The 19,420-nt window shown below is 66.1% G+C and carries 19 protein-coding genes; 8 read left to right on the top strand and 11 right to left on the bottom strand.

The window, feature by feature from the left end:
* Nucleotides 1–90 precede the first annotated feature (90 nt).
* From AC5RUF_RS06665 to AC5RUF_RS06630, 8 genes are all read right to left on the bottom strand, one after another.
* Nucleotides 91–576, bottom strand: a complete 486-nt coding sequence (locus tag AC5RUF_RS06665) for a hypothetical protein (protein ID WP_493996180.1) — start codon at nt 574–576, stop codon at nt 91–93.
* On the bottom strand, nt 573–1,043 hold the full coding sequence (locus AC5RUF_RS06660) for a hypothetical protein (protein ID WP_493996181.1): 471 nt from the start codon (nt 1,041–1,043) through the stop codon (nt 573–575). The genes AC5RUF_RS06665 and AC5RUF_RS06660 overlap by 4 nt, the downstream gene beginning before the upstream one ends.
* The gene (locus tag AC5RUF_RS06655; protein ID WP_493996182.1) at nt 1,027–1,368 is read right to left on the bottom strand and encodes a TadE family protein; all 342 of its coding nucleotides are present in this window, start codon (nt 1,366–1,368) and stop codon (nt 1,027–1,029) included. Before AC5RUF_RS06655 ends, AC5RUF_RS06660 begins: the two co-directional genes overlap by 17 nt.
* 65 nt (nt 1,369–1,433) lie before the next feature.
* A complete protein-coding gene (locus AC5RUF_RS06650; protein ID WP_493996183.1) occupies nt 1,434–1,703 on the bottom strand; it encodes a hypothetical protein in 270 nt (89 codons plus the stop codon).
* 57 nt (nt 1,704–1,760) lie between these two features.
* Nucleotides 1,761–2,693, bottom strand: a complete 933-nt coding sequence (locus AC5RUF_RS06645) for a type II secretion system F family protein (protein ID WP_494130059.1) — start codon at nt 2,691–2,693, stop codon at nt 1,761–1,763.
* Nucleotides 2,690–3,541 (bottom strand): type II secretion system F family protein, encoded by an 852-nt coding sequence (locus AC5RUF_RS06640; protein ID WP_494130058.1) that lies wholly within the window; start codon nt 3,539–3,541, stop codon nt 2,690–2,692. The genes AC5RUF_RS06645 and AC5RUF_RS06640 overlap by 4 nt, the downstream gene beginning before the upstream one ends.
* Nucleotides 3,538–4,764, bottom strand: coding sequence for a TadA family conjugal transfer-associated ATPase (locus tag AC5RUF_RS06635; RefSeq protein WP_493996186.1), 1,227 nt, complete (start codon nt 4,762–4,764; stop codon nt 3,538–3,540). The genes AC5RUF_RS06640 and AC5RUF_RS06635 overlap by 4 nt, the downstream gene beginning before the upstream one ends.
* A gap of 158 nt (nt 4,765–4,922) precedes the next feature.
* A complete protein-coding gene (locus AC5RUF_RS06630) occupies nt 4,923–6,140 on the bottom strand; it encodes a hypothetical protein (RefSeq protein ID WP_494130057.1) in 1,218 nt (405 codons plus the stop codon).
* Nucleotides 6,141–6,309: 169 nt separating this feature from the next.
* Between AC5RUF_RS06630 and AC5RUF_RS06625 the strand changes: the two genes are divergently transcribed.
* The 6 genes from AC5RUF_RS06625 (at nt 6,310) to AC5RUF_RS06600 (ending at nt 12,975) form a co-directional block, all read left to right on the top strand.
* Entirely contained in the window at nt 6,310–7,194 is an 885-nt protein-coding gene (locus tag AC5RUF_RS06625; RefSeq protein ID WP_493998700.1) for a glycosyltransferase family 2 protein, read from the top strand.
* 328 nt (nt 7,195–7,522) lie between these two features.
* Nucleotides 7,523–9,421 (top strand): GH25 family lysozyme, encoded by a 1,899-nt coding sequence (locus AC5RUF_RS06620; RefSeq protein ID WP_494130056.1) that lies wholly within the window; start codon nt 7,523–7,525, stop codon nt 9,419–9,421.
* Between the two features lie 62 nt (nt 9,422–9,483).
* Entirely contained in the window at nt 9,484–10,227 is a 744-nt protein-coding gene (locus AC5RUF_RS06615; protein ID WP_493996574.1) for a glycosyltransferase family 2 protein, read from the top strand.
* Nucleotides 10,227–10,646, top strand: a complete 420-nt coding sequence (locus tag AC5RUF_RS06610; RefSeq protein WP_493996566.1) for a DUF2304 domain-containing protein — start codon at nt 10,227–10,229, stop codon at nt 10,644–10,646. The genes AC5RUF_RS06615 and AC5RUF_RS06610 overlap by 1 nt, the downstream gene beginning before the upstream one ends.
* Nucleotides 10,647–11,756 (top strand): glycosyltransferase family 4 protein, encoded by a 1,110-nt coding sequence (locus tag AC5RUF_RS06605; protein ID WP_493996567.1) that lies wholly within the window; start codon nt 10,647–10,649, stop codon nt 11,754–11,756. It begins immediately after the preceding gene.
* A 25-nt stretch (nt 11,757–11,781) separates the two neighbouring features.
* Nucleotides 11,782–12,975: an MATE family efflux transporter gene (locus tag AC5RUF_RS06600; protein WP_493996568.1), complete on the top strand. Its 1,194-nt coding sequence runs from the start codon at nt 11,782–11,784 to the stop codon at nt 12,973–12,975.
* On the opposite strand, the gene AC5RUF_RS06595 is transcribed toward AC5RUF_RS06600, so the two are convergent.
* Genes AC5RUF_RS06595 through rfbB form a run of 3 tightly spaced genes read right to left on the bottom strand, consistent with a single transcriptional unit; the run spans nt 12,972 to nt 16,446 of the window.
* A complete protein-coding gene (locus tag AC5RUF_RS06595; RefSeq protein WP_494130055.1) occupies nt 12,972–14,018 on the bottom strand; it encodes a glycosyltransferase family protein in 1,047 nt (348 codons plus the stop codon). The genes AC5RUF_RS06600 and AC5RUF_RS06595 overlap by 4 nt on opposite strands.
* The gene (locus AC5RUF_RS06590) at nt 14,015–15,448 is read right to left on the bottom strand and encodes a sugar nucleotide-binding protein (RefSeq protein WP_493996570.1); all 1,434 of its coding nucleotides are present in this window, start codon (nt 15,446–15,448) and stop codon (nt 14,015–14,017) included. Before AC5RUF_RS06590 ends, AC5RUF_RS06595 begins: the two co-directional genes overlap by 4 nt.
* The gene (gene rfbB, locus AC5RUF_RS06585; RefSeq protein WP_493996571.1) at nt 15,448–16,446 is read right to left on the bottom strand and encodes a dTDP-glucose 4,6-dehydratase; all 999 of its coding nucleotides are present in this window, start codon (nt 16,444–16,446) and stop codon (nt 15,448–15,450) included. Before rfbB ends, AC5RUF_RS06590 begins: the two co-directional genes overlap by 1 nt.
* 53 nt (nt 16,447–16,499) lie before the next feature.
* On the opposite strand from rfbB, the gene rfbA reads away from it, so the two are divergent.
* Together rfbA and AC5RUF_RS06575 are read left to right on the top strand one after the other, a co-directional pair.
* On the top strand, nt 16,500–17,387 hold the full coding sequence (gene rfbA, locus AC5RUF_RS06580) for a glucose-1-phosphate thymidylyltransferase RfbA (protein WP_493996572.1): 888 nt from the start codon (nt 16,500–16,502) through the stop codon (nt 17,385–17,387).
* Nucleotides 17,384–19,405 carry a DUF6541 family protein gene (locus tag AC5RUF_RS06575; protein ID WP_494130054.1) on the top strand — a complete coding sequence of 674 codons (2,022 nt, stop codon included), beginning with the start codon at nt 17,384–17,386 and terminating at the stop codon, nt 19,403–19,405. The genes rfbA and AC5RUF_RS06575 overlap by 4 nt, the downstream gene beginning before the upstream one ends.
* The last annotated feature ends 15 nt before the right edge of the window (nt 19,406–19,420 follow it).

Here is a 19,420-nt window from a genome sequence, read left to right as displayed (position 1 = left end):
TGGCCGCTCTCCACCACGTGTTTCAAGGTCAAACCACAACTAAAACACCGTATGCGCATCCAGTCCGGCCTCCCCAGGAACGGCCTCGCCCTACTGCACCAGCCGTGCCCTTGCCTCGCTGACGGCGGTGACCTGGATGCCGTCCGGGACCAGGAAGTTCACAATCGGCGGATGCACCCGCGCAGTCAGCACCACGCGGGCAGTCCGTCCGTCTGCAGTACCGGTTCCCTCCACAACGGCAAGCTCCTCGAACCGGTCCCCGGCCCCGGTGTCGGCCAGATAGGTGCGCACCGCAGCCTGAACCGCGTCCGCGTTCAGCACGGCAGCCGGGGCATCCCCGGCTGCCGACGCACCAAGGGAGAAGGTATCGGCGGCTGCCACCGCTGCCCCGTCCGCCGCGGACAGCAACTTCTTCTGACCGATGTACACCGAAGAGGCCGCGGCCATCACTGTGACGGTCAGCAGCGCCAGCAGAGTGTAGCCAATGATCAGCACACCCACCTGGCCGCTGTCCCGGGACGGGGCGGACCCGCACACCCGCCGCAACGTGCCGGGCCGGCGGACTGCCTGGCTCATCCGAAGAGCTCCACAATCTGGGTGGATTCAGAGTCGACGGTCACCACTGAAGCCTCAGCCCAGGCCAGTCCGGGCAGCGGAACGTCCACGGACACCCGGACGGTGACACTCGTGCCCGGTTGCAGGCACTCCTGTGAGCAGATGATGTCCAGCCGCATCAGGTCGCGTGCCAGCCCGAAATCGTCCAGCGCGAGTTCTGCAGCCGCAGCAGCCCGGTCCTCCGCGGTCGCACCGTCCGGTGCCGCGGCATATGTCTTTGCCGCTGCATCCGCCGCCCCGACGGCCGCGAACGACGCCGCCTGGACCTGCCCGACCGAGATCACAAGGTAGACCACCGGCACTAGCAGGAGCAGCCCCAGGAAAATGAATTCAACAATGGCGCTGCCGGACTCGTCCGCCCCGGATGACGTACCGCGCCCACTGTCCGGGGGCAGGGGACCACCCCATGGCCTACCTCCGGGCAGCATGCCCTGTCACCTCGATTCCGTCCCGGGGGCCGATCAATCCAATGACCGGCAGCGGCGCCCGTACCGTGATTTCCAGCAGGCGGGTGTCCTGAACCCTCTCTTCGGCGCTGCTGACGTCCAGGGCGTACCGCCGGCCGAGGGTTCCCTCGATCAGAGTGGAGGTGCGCTCCACCCCGTCTTCCGGGGACCGGTCCGAAAGGGTTCCATAGCGGGCACCGGCAGCAGCCGCATCAATGAGGGTGTTGCGCACATGCAGCACCAGGGCCAACTGGATGACAGCCATGAACATCAAACTGACCAACGCCCCCACGAGCACGAAATCCACGACGGCCGACCCCCGGTCCGAACCCTCCGACCGGGGGCGCCAACCGCGCCGGAGTACGTGCCGGGCTATGGCTGTACCTGTTCCATCGCGGAGTCGAACAGCTGTTCCAAGGCAGGTTGGACCACAACCAGCAGGGCCGCCACCAAAATGGCGGACATGAGGGTGATCATGACCCAGCCGGGGACATCACCCCGCTCCCGGTCGCCGGGGAAGGCGGCAGTCCTGAACCGGCGGCCGGCCCGGTGCCACCACCCTGCGAGCACGGCAACAGCCGTCTTCCAGCCTTCGACGGGGGCACCCGTGGAGTCCCGATGCCTGCTGTGACCTTGCGCCATCTTGTTCCTTTCGTTTGGATCCCTGTCTCCCACGGTGATTCCCCCTCCGGCCGCCGCTTACAGACCCAGCCGCAACAGAGCCAGCCCGGGGAACACCGCAAACAGGACAGTTAAGGGAAGAATGCCGAAAATGACCGGGGCCATCATTCCGATTTCTTTTTTGCCCGCTGTTTCCATCAAGTCCCGCCGGGCCGCGTCCCTCACGTCCTGGGCCTGGGCGCGCATCACGTCCGCCAGCGGCGTCCCGCGGTCCACCGCCACACTGACCCCGTCCACGAAACGGGCCAGCGGTGCCAGCCTGATCCGGTCGGAAAAATCCTGCAGGGCCTCCGTCAACGGCGTCCCGGACCTTGTCCGGGCCAGGACTTTCCGGAACTCTCCCGCCAGTTCCCCCTGCGCCGAGGAAACGCGTTCCAAGGCCCCCACGGCGCTCTCCCCCGCACCCACGGCGAGCGCCATCATTTCGGCCAGGCTCGGGAACTCCGCGAGGATGCGGGTATTTCGGCGGCGGATCTGCTGTGTCAGCAGGTAATCACGCAGTAGGAAACCGGCCACGGCACAAGCCGCCGTGCCCAGCACCACGCCCGCGGCTCCCATGCGGCCGTTCCCTGCCAGGAACAGGCCCATAGCTCCCCCGGCGAGGAATCCGGCACCGCTCCAAAGAACCTGTTCCGCACGGAAATCGAGCACGGTTTTCCCTCCCCCCGCCTGCTCGAGCCGGACGGCGAGGGGACCATTGGCCGGGGAAAGCCGGTTCAAGCGGCGGCCGGCGTCCCGAAGCACCGGCCGCAGGATGCGTTCCAGGGTTCCAAACGGTGTCCGGTCCGCCGGACCGGGGGAAAGCAGGCGCGACGCCGGTATCACCGAGCGCAGGTGCGGTGCCACCCGGTCGGCAAAAGTCGTCCTATGCAGCAACCTCTCCAGTACCAGCAGCAGCCCGCTTCCGAACACAGCCCCGGCCAGCACGGCAAGGGGCTCGACGGCGCTCACCGCAGAACCCTCACATCGTCCGGAAGCGCTCCGATACGGAGCATCAGCCGGTAGCACACCACCGAGACGGCAAGCCCGGCGGCCAATACGCCAGCACCCGCGCCGCTATTGTAGGCCCCCGCTGTTTCGGGCCGGGCGGAGAGGAGCAGCAACACCACCCAGGGAGCGGCTACGGCCAAGCGGGCCGCGTTCACGGTCCACGACTGCCGGGCAAGCAGTTCGCTGCGGGTCCGCGCATTTTCACGCAGGAAACCAGCCAGTGTGCCCAACAGCCTGCCCAGATCCGTGCCGCCTACCTGCCGGGTGATCCTCAGTGCTTCGACGATCCTGTCGGCCACGGGGTCGGCCAGCGCGTCCTTAAGCCTGGTCAACGCTTCCTCGAAATCGCCGGCGGACCGGTAGTCGGCGGCAAAACCTTGAAAATGGTCCCGGAGCTCGGCCGGTCCGTTGTGCGCGAGCTGGCTGAGTGCCTCCGGCAGGGACAGACCGGCCCTTATCGCCGAGCGCAGGTGATCAACGACGTCGGGCCACAGTTCGGCAAGCGACGCACGCCGCCGGCGGGCCTGCACCCGGACAAGGGCATAGGGCAGGCCGGCGCCGAAAAGACCGAAACAGCCCGCGATCGGCAGGGACAGGGTGGCGGCGAATACTGCGGCCAGGACACAGCCTCCGATTGCTGCACTGGTCGCGAGCAGTCCGGCGGCGCTGACCCGTTCAATCCCTGCCTGCCGCAACAGTTCGTCGAGATAACCGGTGCGCCTGCGCCTCGGAACCGGCGGTGTGGCCCAGCAGGACTGCCACAGAAGCAGCAGTCCCAAGCCAAGGCACAGCCCGACGGCGGCACTCATGCTCCTGCCTCAAGCAATACGGCAACGTTGATGCCGGCCTGCGCGAACTTCTCCGTTGCCGGCATGGACGACGCAGTGACGGACAGCCGGCCGTCCAGCCGGGTAAACACCGGCGAACTCTCGATAATGCCCCCTTCCACCCGGCGGCCCAGCGCCAGGATCTCCGTGACTTCCCGTTTCCCCGACGGCATCCGGGCGCAGTGGACCACCAGGTCGATGCAGGACGCCACGGTCGGGACCACGAAGGAACTGGAAATGTTGCTGCCTGCGAGCAGCGGCAAGGTGCACAGCTTGGTCACAGCGTCTCTGGCATTGTTGGCGTGGATGGTGCACATGCCCGGCAGGCCGGCGTTCAGAGCAATCAGCATGTCCAGGCTTTCCGCTTCCCGGACCTCTCCTACGATCAGCCGGTCGGGGCGCATCCGCAGTGCTTCCTTCACCAGCCGGCGCAACGGAATCTCGCCCTCCCCTTCCAGGTTTGGCTGCCGGCACTGCAGGCCCACCACGTCACGCAGCGGCAGTTGGAGCTCGAAAATTTCCTCCACGGTCACCACCCGCTCCCGGGCCCCGATCGAAGCACCAAGGCAATTGAGCATGGTGGTCTTTCCCGCTTGCGTGGCACCCGAGACAAGGATGTTCAGGCCGGCGGCGACGGCGGCGGCAAGGAACCGCGCCGCCGGCGCGGTCAGTGTTCCCAGCTCCACCAGTTGGTCGAGGCGGCGGGCCCGGGCCACGAATTTGCGGATGTTCACGGCCCAGTGCCGCCTGGTGATGTCCGGAATTGCTACGTGCAGGCGGGACCCGTCCGGTAACGAGGCATCGACAAAAGGCGAGGACAGATCCAGCCGCCGCCCGGAGGACTTCAGCATCCGTTCCACAAGGAGGCGTACCTGTTCGGGAGCCAGCGTCAGCGACGTCAGTTCGGAGCGGCCGTCCCGGGCCAGATAAATTTCCGTGGGAGAGTTCAGCCAGATCTCCTCCACACCGGGATCATCCAGGAGTGGCTGGAGCACTCCGAACCCCGCGACGGCGTCGAACACCTGCCGCCGGACGCTCTCCCGCCCGCCCAGGGGCGGCAGCGAACCGACGAGGGACCGCTCGTCGTAGTCGGAGACGGCTGCGTCCACAAGCTGCCGTACCTCGTTCACCTGCGTCTGGGGATCCAGCCCGCGCACCCGGATCAGCTCACGTACTTCGTCTTCGACGATATGAAAAGCGTCCATCAGCTTCCCCCGTTACCTGCCGGACGTAGTGGCCGGAATAAGACCGGGTGGCCGTGCCCGGGCCACGGGCCACAGGCTAGGGCGCAGGAGGCCACCGCGGGAGGGTACGGGAAGGACTTGTGGATAACTCCGGCCGGCCCGGTGCCGGCCCGCCGTCCTCAGCCCCTGGCCAGGGCCCGGAAATGGACTGCAAGTCCTGCCAGCGGCCCGATCAGCAGACTCAGCAGGCAACGGACCTCCGTGGAATACGGCAGCAGGAGAATCAGGAAACCCAGCGCGGACGCGGTAACCCAACCCGTGGTGTATGCCCGGTGCCGGCCGAGGGCCAGCAGCGCTGTCCCGGACAGCGTCAGTACGGCAACCCCGGCCGTGGCAACGGTGAGGCCCGCCAGGATCCATCCCGGAAGCCGATAATCCGGCCCGAAGAACGTCATCAGCCACGGCCCTATCCACCAGGCCAGCACGGCGCCGCCGGCGCCCAGGGCTATCACCGAGAGAATCGGCCGGGACAGTGCCTTCCAGCCCTTGCCCTCCTCCGCGCGCAGCACCGCCGTGATGGCCAGGCCCTGGAATGCCACGAGCGGCAGCATGATCGGTGCCCGGGTCAGGGAAACGGCCAGCAGCACGGGGGCAGCACGGGCGAACTCCTCCGGCGATGTGGTTGCTTTCACCAGCAGCGGATAGGAAACCACCAGGGCAGCCGAGGCCGCGGCGGAAACACAGGCCTGGCCGGTACGGCGCAGCAGCAGTCCCAATCCGACGTCGCCGCGTGCCCGCAGCCCCGCCCGCGCGTCCGGTGAGAACAGGACCAAAACGGGCCAGGCCAGCAGTGCGGCCAGGCACGCCGCCTCCAACCCATCCAAGCCCAGGCCCAGCCACCCGGCAGCCGCAACGGCAGCCAGCCGAAGCCCGGCTTCCAACAGCACCAGGGTGGAATAGCGGTGCCATTTGCCCATGGCCTGCAACGCTCCCGCCAAGGCGGCATGAACGGCAAACAGGAGGCAGGTGGCCAGCAGGATACCGAAGACCAGGCGGCCGCCCCGGGCGGACCCGCCCATACCGGACAGCACGGCCGCCAGCGTCACGAGCGCGGCGAGCACCGTGCCGGCAACCAACCCGCCCGCCGTTGTCGAACCGCCCGGTGGTGTCCCCGCAGGCGCCAGGAGAGCCCGGCCCACGGCACGCGTCGATTCGGCTGCCACCCCGTTCAGGATCCCGTAGACGGCAAAGAGTGCACCCCAGAAGGCGAGGAACTCGGCATTCGCCGGTGCGGAAAGGCTCCGCGCGGCAACAATCAGGATGAGGAACCCGGACAACGCGGCAATGACGGACGCGGCCCCCACACCCGTCGCCTCTCTGGAATCGATGCCCGGCACTCGGTATTCTCCTCCTTGCCTGCTCCTCGGAATCCCGCCAAACACTACGCGCTGTAGCGGTTTATGCGCCACAGCTTCAATCCCTGCAGGTTTAGCACCACAGCTTGTCCGGTCCGGAGCGTCCGGCCCGCCACCTGATTCGCCGTTGTCCGGATGGAAGGCAGCAGCCATGGAAACCGTCGACGTGCTCCTCCCCTACTACGGGGACGTGGACTACCTGAAAACGGCCGTGCTCAGCGTACTGAACCAGGATTATCCCGCCTGGCGGCTGCTGGTTTTGGATGACGCCTACCCGGATGAGGAACCGGCCCGTTGGTTTGCAGCCCTCGCCGATCCCAGGGTGACCTACATCCGGAACCCTGCCAACCTTGGTGCCAGCGGCAATTACCGCAAAGCCCTCGCGCTGGCGCAGTCACCCATTGTGGTGATGATGGGTGCCGACGATGTGATGCTGCCGCCTTTTCTCCGCGCGGTGGCTGACGCCCTGGCGGAACATCCGGACGCGGCAGTGATCCAGCCCGGTGTGGAGGTCATTGATGAACACGGTGAGCGGACACGCACCCTCGCCGATGCGGTCAAGCGTCTCAGCGCGCCCCGGCCCCGCCCGGAACTGACCATCGGCGGCGAGGCGATGGCAGCCAGCCTGCTGCACGCCGGCTGGCACTATTTCCCTTCCCTCGCCTGGCGGACGGTTCAGATGCAGCGCTTCGGGTTCCGTCCGGGATACGACGTCGTGCAGGACCTGGCACTGCTGCTGGACATAGCTGCCGCCGGCGGCTCAATGCTCCTGCTCCGGGACCCGGTATTCCAGTACCGGCGGCACAGCAGGTCGGACTCCTCGGTGCGGGCGGCCGACGGCAGGAGGTTTGCCGAGGAGAAGCGGTTCTTCCGCGGGGAAGCGGCCCGGTTCCGGGAGCTGGGGTGGAAAAAAGCGGCGCTGGCCGCGGATCTGCATTGGACGTCCCGCCTGCATGCACTCCTCGTCCTGCTGCACAGCGCCCGCAGGCCCAGCCTGCAGGGAACGCTCGTGTTAGCCAGGCATGTGCTGACGTAGGCAGCCCGGCGCGGGTCCAGCGGCCAGGAATTCTTCTTCTTTGCCGGGTTGATTTCGGCAGCCACCCTTCACCGATATTCATTTGAAGGTGAAGTGTTACCTCAAACGTGGCGTGCCTGCTCCGGGGTTCCCGCATTGGTTCCGGTACGCTTTAGGTCGGCTTACGGCGAATTCGCCGGCTTCTGGTTCCGCGCTGTGTCTGGAGAAACCCTTGAAAAAACCATACTTTTTCCGGATAGGAGCCGTTGCCCTGGCTATTGGGCTCACCTGCGGCATAGTCCAGCAGCCGGCCCCCGGCTGGGCCCAGGACCGGAATGCAGGGCAGGCTGTGGAAACAGCAACGGAGGATGCCCCGGCGGCCGCAACGCCCGACCAAACCCTTCCCGCCGCCGGCGAGGATGCCGGACTTCCCCCTTCATCTGCGCCCACGACGCCGGAACCGGCGCAGCCGGCGGCGCCCGGGCCCACCGCTGTTCCCGCACCTGCCAACGACACCGGGGCCGGCGAAGAGCCAACCGGCGATGAGGAGCTGCTGGACGAGGTTGGCCCGCTGGGTGCCCGCATGGGACAGGGGTTGGAACGGCTCCTGACCACCGGTGACCCGCAGGTAGCCACACCCGAGGAAGTCGGGCTCCGCGAGGAGGCCGAGGCCGGTGCGCTGCCCGAACCGGAGGCCGTGCCGCCGAATCCGGTGGCCGGCCCGGCCGCAGCGGTGAATCCCGCCGCCCCCGCGCTCTCCGCCGGCAAGGCCCGGATCGGGACGGCGTTTACGACAACCGGGGATGCCACGATTTCCCCCGCGGCCGATTGGCGGCCGCAGGGGCTTCAGGGCCTTGATGTCAGCAGCCACCAGAAGAACGTCGACTGGGCCGGAGCCTGGAACCAAGGCGCCCGCTTCGCCTATGTGAAGGCAACTGAAGGAACGTATTACAAAAACGAATATTACGGGCAGCAATACAACGGTGCCGCGAATGTGGGAATGTACCGCGGGGCGTACCACTTTGCCATTCCGAGCACGGAGGAAAGCGGAGCAGCGCAGGCAAACTTCTTCCTGGATAACGGTGGCAACTGGATTTCAAACACCGGTACGCTGCCGCCGCTGCTCGACATCGAATACAACCCGTATCCGTCACTGGGCAACACCTGCTACGGCCTGTCCCACGGACAGATGGTTTCCTGGATATCTTCCTTTTCCAACGCCGTCTACTCACGCACCGGCACGCTGCCCCTGATCTACACCACCACCGACTGGTGGCGTACCTGCACCGGAAACTCCGCCCAGTTCGCGAACCACAAGCTGCACATCGCCAACTACAACACCGTGGGGGCGGGGACACTCCCCAACGGCTGGTCCTCATACGCCATCTGGCAGTACAGCAGCGCGGGCCCTTTCGTCGGGGACTCGAATGTCTGGAACGGCAACGAAGCGAGCCTTGAAGCAGTCACCAGGTATGAAGTTCCGGCGTCTTACGAACCCGTTCGCGCGGCCAGCGGCGTGGGGATCCCCGTATCCTGGCTTGCCTGCGGTTTGAAGGACGGCGGCTGCCTTCAGGACTTCCAATATGGCACCATCTACTCCTCGCCGGCCACGGGCACCCATGCCGTCAGCGGGACCATCCGGTCGGCCTGGTGGGCGACGGGCGGCCAGGGCGGCGCCTACGGATACCCCGTCTCCGACCTGGTCTGCGGTTTGAAGGGCGGCGGCTGCCTGCAGGACTTCCAGAACGGCACCTTTTATGCCACGCCCTCCAACGGCACCCGCGGCGTCAGCGGCAGCATCCGTAACACCTGGTGGGCAGCTAAAGGCCAGGACGGACCGCAGGGCTACCCCATCTCCGACCTGGTCTGCGGCTTGAAGGACGGCGGCTGCCTGCAGGACTTCCAAAACGGCACCTTCTACGCCAGCCCGGCCACCGCCGCACGCGCCGTGAACGGCAGCATCCGATCGGCCTGGTGGGCCGCCGGCGGGCAGAACAGCCCGTACGGCTACCCCGTCTCGGACCAGGTCTGCGGCCTCAAGGACGGCGGCTGCCTGCAGGACTTCCAAAACGGCACCTACTACGTCACCCCGGCCAACGGCACCCGCCCTGTGAGCGGCTCCATCCGGGCGGCCTGGTGGGCCGCCGGCGGACAGAACAGCTCCTACGGCTACCCGGTCTCCGACCAGGTCTGCACCACCGACGGCAGTTGCCGGCAGGACTTCGAGAAGGGTTCCATCCGTAAATGAGCGCTTGGTCCCGGATCCCGGCAGAGCCTGGGAAAGCGGAGCAGGAGGCCGTCATTGGTATGATGACCTCAATGCCTTCCACAACCCGAACCCTAGTGATAATTCCGGCCTGGAATGAAGAAGCCGCGCTTCCGGACACTATCCGCGAGATCCAGGCAGCCGTCCCGGACTGCGACGTCCTGGTAGTCGACGACGGCTCTACTGACGGTACCCGGCAAAGCGCGTTGTCCGCCCAGGTGGACGTGCTGACGCTTCCCTTCAACCTCGGAGTGGGCGGTGCCATGCGTGCCGGCTTCAAGTACGCCTACTGGCGGAACTATGATGCCGTGATCCAGGTGGATGCCGACGGACAGCATGACCCGCGCGATATCCGCCGGGTGCTTGAGGGCCTGGAGTCTTCGGACATCTCGATCGGCGCCCGCTTCGCCGACCGGGGCAGCTATGAGGTCCGGGGCCCGCGGAAGTGGGCCATGCAGTTCCTTGCCGGAGTGATGTCCCGCCTGTCCGGGACCCGGCTCACCGACGTCACGTCGGGCTTCCGTGCCGGCAACCGCAGGGCAATCCGCCAGTACCTGGAGCACTACCCGGCGGAATACCTCGGCGATACCATCGACTCGCTGGTCGTGGCGATCCGCAGCGGGTGCTCAGTCACACAGGTTCCGGTGGAAATGCGTCCGCGCCAGGCCGGCGTTCCCAGCCACGATCCGTTTAAGTCCACGATCTACCTCGCGAGGTCCGGACTGGCCCTGCTCCTGGCACTGACTCGAAAGCGCTCTACGCTTACCCCCGCAGAAAGCAACTCCTAATGTCGCCCGGCAGCATCATCACCTTCGCCATTGCCTTCCTCACCGTCGCGCTGGTCTTCCGCATGCTCCGCCGCGGCCAGCTTCGCGAGAAGTATGCCATCCTCTGGCTGTCCCTCGGGCTGGTGACACTGGTACTCACCGCCTTCCCGCAGATCCTCCTCTGGACCAGCCGGCTGCTGGGCGTGCAGGTGCCCGCAAACCTCATTTTCGCCGTCGCACTGACGCTCCTGGTAGGCGTGACCCTTCATCTGTCGTGGGAACTGTCAACGGTTGAAGAGGAAGCCCGGACCCTGGCCGAGGAGGTCGGGATCCTGCGCACCAGCCTGGAGCGGGTCGAGCGCACCCTCGACAGCCTGGCCGAACGGCCCCTGCTCGAGCAGCCCACCGATGAGGCCGGCCGTACGGACCGAAGGAACTAAGTGCCAGAGCAGCGCCACCACATTGCATTTGTCGTTAACAACTATCCGCCCAAGGTCGGCGGCCTGGAACAGCATGTCTTCGCGCTGGCCCGAAGCCTCGCCAAGCTGGGCGTGCAGGTTACGGTCATTGCCCTGGGCCGGGATACCGGCGACTGGGACGATGACGGGCTCCATGTCATCCGGCTGCGCGCCACTCCCCTGGTGGCCGGCGTTATCTCGTGGCCCATGCCCGGAACCACCCTCCGGCTGACCCGCTACCTCCGCTCCATCGGCGTTACCCACGTTTCCACCCATACGCGTTTCTTCCCGATGTCCGTGGTGGGCGTCCGTGCAGCGCGCCGGCTGAAAGTGCCCGCCATCCACACCGAACACGGCTCGGACTATGTCCGGGGCGTCTCCCCACTGGTAGGGATGGCCAGCAAGCTCGTGGACCACACCCTTGGCCGGTACGTCCTGCGCACCGCCACCCAGGTCCTGGCCATCTCCGAATCCGCCCAAGCGTTTGTGCACCGGCTGTCTGGCCGCCAGGCCACTGTGTTCCACAACGCCATCGATGTTGCCGGCTTCACCGGCCATACGGCAGAACACGGCGACGAAAAGCTGGTCTTCCTGGGCCGGATCGTTCCGGGGAAGGGGTGGGAGCGCGCCCTTGCAGCGGCATCGAAGATCCTCGCGGAACGGCCCGCGGCCAGTATGCACTTCATCGGCGACGGCGCCGAACGGGCTGCCCTGGAAGCGGCCATTGCGCCCCTTCCGTTCCGGGACCGGATCCACGTGCACGGGTATCTCCGCGCCGCCGACATCAGCCGCATCCTCACCGGTGCCGTCCTGCTGAATCCCACGAAGCTGGCCGAAGGGTTCCAGACAACGCTGCTTGAAGCGGTTGCCGCCGGCGCAGCGGTAGTCAGTACCCCCGTTACGGCCGCAGAGTACCTTGCCGCGCGGGTGCCCTCGGTCGCCGTGGTGCACGAGGATACCGATGCCGCCTGGATCTCGGCGGCCCGGCAGCTCCTGGCGGAGGGCTGGTCGCCCGCCCCCGCGGATTTGATTGCCTCCTTCGACTGGGCCGAGCGCGGCAAGGAATACTTCGCTTTCCTGGAACAGAAGTGAGAGCTGAGCGCACCGGGGCCCGCCCATGAAGGCCTCGCGCTTCCGGCTCCTCCTGCACACCGCCTTCGGAGCACTGGCCTCGGCACTGGTTCCCATGCTGGCGCTGCTGACGCTCGACGCCGCCGAGTACGGCACTTTCTCCCTGGCCTACCTGATGTTCGCCTTCGGCTGGTCCCTGGAGCTGTCGGTCATCTGCGATACCTGGGCCAGGTCCCTCCGCGCGAAGGCCCTGCCCAACGGCTGGCGGGAGGTCAGCCATGCCCTCATCCAGCTGTGTGCCCTGGCGGGCCTGCTGGGCGGGGTTTTGGTGCTCCTGTTCTTCGGAGACGCCTCCAACGCGGCGGCGATGGGCCTCGCGGTATTCTTCAACCTCTACCGCCTGGGCGGCCGCTTCTTCACCGCGGCCTCGGCCAACTCCGGGCGCGCCGCCGTATCCGACGCCTTGACGGTCCTGGTCTTCGCGGCCGGTTGGGCCGCCGGACTGGCGACGGGGCATACCGGGCTGCTTGCTTTCGCCATAGCCTGGGGCGCGTCCAACCTGGCGGGCGCCCTGGTCTTCCTGCCGGCGTGGGGCGGACGTCCGTACGGCATCGGCAGCTGGATCGGCAGCCACCGGAAAACCATCAAACCCCTGCTCACGGACTCCATCCTCATGGACGTCGGTGCCATTGCCGTGCCAACGCTGTTCGCACCGTCCCTTGGGCCGGCAAATTTCGGTATCTACAGGGGCATCGCCAGCGTTGCCACGCCTGTTCAGCTGATCCTTGATCCGTTGCGGCCGGTTCTGTCCCAGGTGGAGCCGAAGACCTCCAGCAGCCCCAAGCTCCTGGCCGGCGTGCTCGGGGCAGCGGCCCTCCTGTCAGTGGCTTGCTATGCCGTCCTGGTCTTTGCCGTGCCGCATACGTTCCTGTCCGGCACCGTCTTGGGCAGCGTCGCCGCGTACGCGCTGCCCGCCTCCGTATTCGTGGCATCCAACCTGTTCGGCCACTTTTACTATGTGTGTTCGCGCGGCCAGCTCGAAGCCCGGCGCCTGTATCTGGGCCGGGTCGTCCAAACGGTGCTCAGCGTGCTGGCTCCCACGGCGGGCCTGCTGGCCAACGGGCTCACCGGCGCCATCTGGGGATTCACCCTCGCCAGCGTTGCGTCGTCGGTTGTCTGGTATGCCTTGCTGAGGCAGCAGGCCACGGCGGCTGCTCCCAGCGCCGCGGCCCGGCCCTAAGCTGCCAGCACCTGCATCCATTCATTGCGCCAAGCCTGGAAACTGAATCCTTCGGTGACGGTCGTGTAGGCACGGGCACCAAGCGCCGCCCGCTCAGGTTCGCTGGAATCCAGGAAACCGTGCAGGGAAGCTTCCCACTCATCCGTCGTCGACGGAGCCTCGGCGCCCATGGCCGAAAGCACAGAGCGGTTCGTTCCCACCGGACTGCCGAGCACAGGGAGGGCAGCAGCACCGTACTGCAGCAGCTTGTAGGCGCACTTCCCCCGGGCAAACGGATCATCCGCCAGGGGCATGATGCCCAGGTCCGCCCTGCACAGTTCGCGCGCAAAGCCCTGCTCGCTCCATTGGACCCGTTCCACAATGGCGTCCAGCGGTCCCAGGGAACGCTCCCCGGCGCTGATCACCCGCAGCCGGATAGGCCTGGTGCGGTGCACCCGCAGCAGTGCCTCGGCGATCGGGGGCAGGAACTGCTCGGTAGCCGGGGATCCCAGCCAGACCAGGGTGGGCACCTCGTTGAGCGCGTAATCCGATTTCTTCGGGTATAGGTCCGGGTTCACGCAGCTCGGGATCATGGTTACGTTGCGGGAGAACTTCGAAGCCTCCTCGGCGAGGTAGTCATTGCCCGCTATGACCCGGTCTGCGGCCTCCACGGAGCGCCGCCACACCTTGTCCTTGGGCCACAGGCTGTAGGGGAACGGGGCCGCCGAGTGGAAGATCGCGTCGTCGAAGTCATATACCGACAGCTCCGCGCGCTGCAGCAGCTTCGCTTCCAACCGTCCGTTGCTGAGCGGAGACGCTTCCCTGCTCATCAGGAGCGTGCCCGGAATCCGGCCTGAGGCCAGGCGGCGGAGGCCTATCTCCGACCCAACAGCCTTATCCAGGTTACGGCCCAGCGTGGAGATGCTGTTGTCCCCCTGGTCCGTGTAGGTGTACTTCCGCGCCTCCAGCCCCAGGAAGTCCAGCCACTCGTATATCCGTACCCGGGCGCTACTGCCCTTGCGGCCGTAGCTGGCCACGGTGGTCAGGCCCTGCAGCGCGCTCATTCAGCCTGCTCCCGGTCCCCCGCCAGACCGGCGACGTAGGCCGCCAGGCGGTCGTGGGCGGGTGCGGGCGTGAAGCCGGTGGCGCGCAGTTTCGTCAGATCCAGCATGCTGTTGAGCGGACGCGGCGCCGCCCGGCGGCCGGCAAAATAGTCCGCGGTACTGAGGCCGGTGACCTGTTCTGCAGGTTTGCCCATGAGCACAAAGACGTCCCGGGCGATGTCTGCCCAGGACATGGCCGGGCCCTCATTGCTGACGTTATAGGTTCCGTAGGCCGCCCCGGAATCGAGCAGGTGCACAGCTGCCTGCGCAATATCCCCGGCAAAACTCAGCCTGCCGATCTGGTCCTCCACAACGCCCGGGGAAATGTCCCGACCGGCAAGGGACGCCATGGTGCGTACGAAGTTGTTGCCTTCCCCGATGACCCAGCTGGTACGCAGGATGTAGTGGCGGGGCACCGTGGCAACCGCCAGGTCCCCGGCCGCCTTTGTCTGCCCGTATACGCCCAACGGGGTGAACGGCTCGTCTTCGGAATGGGTATCGCGTGTTCCGTCAAAGACGTAATCGGTGGAGACATGCACCAGGGTGAGGTCGTGATCCCGGGCGATGCGGGCCAACTCGGCCACTGCCGCTGCATTGACCCGCCAGGCGGCGGCGCGGCCGCTGTCCTCGGCCTCGTCCACAGCCGTGTAGGCCGCCGCGTTGATGACGGTGGAGTAGTCCTTCCAATTGACCTGGCCCAGCGCCTCAGGATCGCCGAGGTCCAGTTCCGCCCGGCCGGCGAAGTCCACATCGTTCCGTGCTGCCAGCACCGAGCGCAGGGCCCTGCCCAGCTGCCCGTTGGCCCCCAGGACCAACGTCCGGCGCGGCGGCATGGGCGGAACATCGGCGAGCCGCGGGTGGTCACGGTCCTTGGCCGAAATTTCCGCGTCAGCCAGGCTCACAGGCCATGGGATCGCCACCGTTTCATCTGCCAGGTTCAGGAACACGTAGCGGGACTGGGCGTCCGCTGACCAGTGGTCGTTCACCAGATACGTGTAGGCCGTGTTGTCCTCGAGGGTCTGGAACGCGTTGCCGACTCCGCGGGGGACGAAGATTGCTTTGCCGGGATCGAGTTCGGCAGTGAAGACCGTACCGAAGGACGGGCCTTCCCTCAGGTCCACCCAGGCACCAAAGACACGGCCGGTCGCCACGGAAATGTACTTATCCCACGGTTCAGCGTGGATTCCGCGGGTGGTGCCCGCCTTCTCGTTAAAGGAGATGTTGTTCTGCACGGGACCGAAGTCCGGCAGGCCCAGGGCGGTCATCTTCCCGCGCTGCCAGTTCTCCTTGAACCAGCCGCGGTTGTCACCGTGGACCGGCAGGTCATACAGGACGACGCCGGGGATCGGGGTGGGGTGGGCAGCCAGCGGCTTGGAGAATTCCGGAGCCACTACTGCCCCTGTTCCTTGTACTTGGCTTCGGTCTGTTCCTTTTGCGGCCGCCACCAGTCCTCGTTGGCCCGGTACCACGCGATGGTGTCCGCAATACCCTGCTCGAAGTTGGCGTATCGGGGTTCCCACCCCAACTCCGTACGCAGGCGGGTGGAGTCGATGGCATAGCGCATGTCGTGGCCGGGGCGGTCAATGACCTGGTCGTAGGCGTCCGCCGGCTGGCCCATGTGCTTGAGGATCAGTTCGACAACGTCCTTGTTGCTTTTCTCCCCGTCGGCGCCGATCAGGTAGGTCTGCCCAATCTCGCCCTTCTCGATGATCCGCAGGACAGCCGAGGAATGGTCATTTGCATGGATCCAGTCCCGCACGTTCTCACCTGCGCCGTAAAGCTTGGGGCGGACGCCGTCGAGCACATTGGTGATCTGCCGGGGAATGAATTTCTCTACGTGCTGGTACGGCCCGTAGTTGTTGGAGCAGTTGCTGATGGTTGCCTGCAGGCCGAAGGAGCGCACCCAGGCACGCACCAGCAGATCCGACCCTGCCTTGGTGGAGGAGTACGGGCTGGACGGATTGTAGGGGGTCTTCTCGGTGAACCGCTGCGGATCATCCAGCTCCAAGTCGCCGTAAACCTCATCGGTCGAGACATGGTGGAACCGCGTTCCATAGCGGCGCGCTGCTTCGATCAGGGTGTAGGTGCCGATGATGTTCGTGTCCAGGAAGGGACGCGGATCATGGAGCGAATTGTCATTATGCGATTCAGCGGCAAAGTGGACCACGACGTCGGCGGCCGCTACCAGCGGATCCACAACTCCGGCATCGCAGATGTCGCCGACAACCAGCCGGACACGGTCCTGCGGCAGCGACTCGATAGAGCGGGGATTTGCAGCGTAGGTCAGTTTATCCAGGACCGTCACGGTGTAATCGGTATGCCCAACCAGATGGTGGACGAAGTTGGAACCAATGAATCCGGCTCCGCCGGTCACAAGAATGTTTCGCATGAATCCAGCCTACTAGTTTGGTGAGGCCAGCATTGGCACGCGATGATGGACCCATGCGTGGAATAATTCTCGCCGGCGGCACAGGATCCCGGCTTCATCCAATCACCATGGGCATCAGCAAACAGCTGGTGCCGGTCTATGACAAGCCGATGATCTATTACCCGCTGTCGACCCTGATGCTGGCCGGCATCCGCGACATCCAGATCATCACCACCCCCGCAGATTCCGAACAGTTCCAGCGGCTCCTGGGCGATGGTTCACGCTTCGGCGTGAACCTGTCCTATGTCGAACAGAAATCCCCTGACGGGCTTGCCCAGGCCTTCATCCTCGGCGCGGACCACATCGGCAACGGCCCCGTTGGGCTGGTGCTCGGTGACAACATCTTCTACGGCCCCGGCATGGGAACCCAGCTGCGCCGTTTCACGTCCCCGGACGGCGCCGTGATTTTCGGCTACCAGGTGGCTGACCCGACGGCCTACGGCGTGGTCGAGTTCGCCGAGGACGGCAAGGTGTTGTCCCTGGAAGAAAAGCCGGCACATCCCAAGAGCAACTTCGCAGTCCCCGGACTGTACTTCTATGACAACGACGTCATTGAAATCGCCCGAAACCTCCGCCCTTCCAGCCGTGGCGAGCTGGAGATCACCGATGTGAACTCCACGTACCTGGCCGAAGGACGGCTGAAGGTCGACATCCTGCCGCGCGGCACTGCCTGGCTGGACACCGGCACCTTCGATTCCCTCAGTGAAGCCACAGACTTTATCAAGACGGTGCAGAAGCGCCAGGGCCTGTCCATCGGCTGCCCGGAAGAGATCGCCTGGCGGCTGGGCTACCTCAGTGACGAGGACCTGCTCAGCCGGGCCGAACCCCTGGTCAAGAGCGGATACGGTGCCTACCTGAGGAACCTTGTGCACGCGGCCGAAGGACAGGGTTCCGGCCTGTGAGCGATTGGTTAGCCACAATCCCCTACTTCATGTCCGGCTTTGCCATCCTTGTAGTGCCGGGCATTGCCGTGGGACTGGCTTTGAAACTCCGCGGGCTCCCCCTGCTGGGACTCGCCGCACCGCTTTCAATCACCATAATTTCGGGCACCGCCGTGGCGTGCGGCATCCTGGGGCTCCCCTGGGGATTGCCGGCTGTCGCGGCGTCGACCGTGCTTGCCGCCGCAGCGGTGTTGCTTGTCCGCCTGCTGATCGGCCGGCTGAGTCCCCGTGCCGGCATGCCCGGCCGCAGGGCCGCCGTCGCAGACGTGCCTGCTGCCCCGCCGTGGCAGGGAACCGCTGCCGCGCTTGCCGGTATGGCGGCCGGCGCCCTGATCATCGCGTGGCGCTTCATCCACATGATTCACCGCCCGGAAAACATCTCCCAGACCTTCGACGGCATCTTCCACCTCAACGCCACCGAATACATCCTGGAAACGGGCACGGCCTCGTCGCTGACGATCGGGCGGATGGTTAATGCCAGTGCGGACATCTCGTTCTACCCGGCGGCCTGGCATGACTACATCTCCCTCGTTGCGTTTACGGGCGGCATATCCGTTCCCGAAGCGATCAACGTGGGCAACATGCTTATTGCCGGCGTCGTCTGGACCAGCGGATGTATCTTCCTGGTCAGCCGCATACTCGGCACCCGTGCCATGCCGATGCTGCTGACTGGTGTCCTATCGGCTGCTTTTGCTGCCTTCCCGTACCTCATGATCGACTTCGGTGTCCTGTACCCGAACCTGCTCGCCATTGCCCTGATGCCTGCCTGCCTGGGCCTGGCAGTAGTCGCGGCGGGCGCCTGCGTGCGAAAGGATCAGGGCCGCTGGACCGCACTGGTTGCCCTGATCCTCGTTCTCCCGGGGATGCTCCTGGCCCATCCGAGCACGTTGATCTCCTTCATCGCACTGACCCTCCCGCTCGCCGGGGTGGCCGCAGCGGGCTGGTGGCGGAACCTCCGGGGCCGGGGAGCCCTTCGCGCACTCCCCCTCGCCGGGGCAGCACTGTATGCGCTGGTGGCCATGGTGCTGTGGAGCAAGGTCCGCCCGGATCCCACTGCGGCCACCTGGTATCCAGTGGAGTCCGCCGCCCAGGCGGCCGGTGAAGCTTTCCTGAACGCTCCGCTTGGCCGTCCGGTGCCCCTGGTCGTCGCCGCCCTTACCGTTGCCGGCGTGCTGTACTGCATCCGCAACTTCCGCCGTTTGTGGTGGCTGTTGGCCTCCTTTGCCGTCAGCTGCATGCTTTTCGTTATTGTGGCGGGCTTCCCGTGGGGTGAACTCCGGACTGCGTTCGCCGGGGTCTGGTACAACGACCCGTACCGCCTGGCAGCCCTGTTGCCCGTCCTGGGGCTCCCGATGGCTGCAGTGGGCGCCTGGTCCCTGCTCGAGGCCCTCCTTGGCCGCGTACGGGGCGTCCGGGGCTCCCGGAACCCCGACGGTACGGAGCCCGGGACGTCCGCGGTTCGGGCACGTCGTGCCCTGCCCGCGGCCGCCGTCGTGGTCCTGGCCCTTCTGGCACTGAGCACGCAGGGCAGAAGCATAGATGTTGCCCAGGCCTCCGGTGCCGCCAACTTTGCCCTCTCGGAGGACTCGCCCCTGCTATCCGCCGACGAAGCCGAGCTGCTTGAGCGCGTCCCTGAGGAAGTCCCGGAAGACGCCCTTGTGCTGGGAAGCCCCTGGACCGGCGCATCCCTGGTGTACGCCTTGTCAGGCCGCGAAACGCTGATGCCGCATATCTTCTATTCGCTCTCCCCCGCTGGCCAGACGCTGGCGGACCGGCTGGACGAGATGCTGACGGACCCTTCCGTCTGTCAGGCGGTTGAGGAACTGGACGCCTTCTATCTCCTGGACTTCGGCAGCAAGGAAGTCCACGGCGGCGACCATCCCTTCGGCGGATGGGACAACATCAGCCCGGCGACCGGGTTCGAACTCCTGGACGAGGAAGGCGACGCGAAGCTCTACCGGGTGGCAGGCTGCAGCTAGCCCTCCGCTTAACCG

This window comes from Arthrobacter sp. Y3224198, assembly GCF_059090025.1.
Note: the sequence above shows the minus strand (reverse complement) of the source record. Positions and strands in the feature narration are given on the sequence as shown.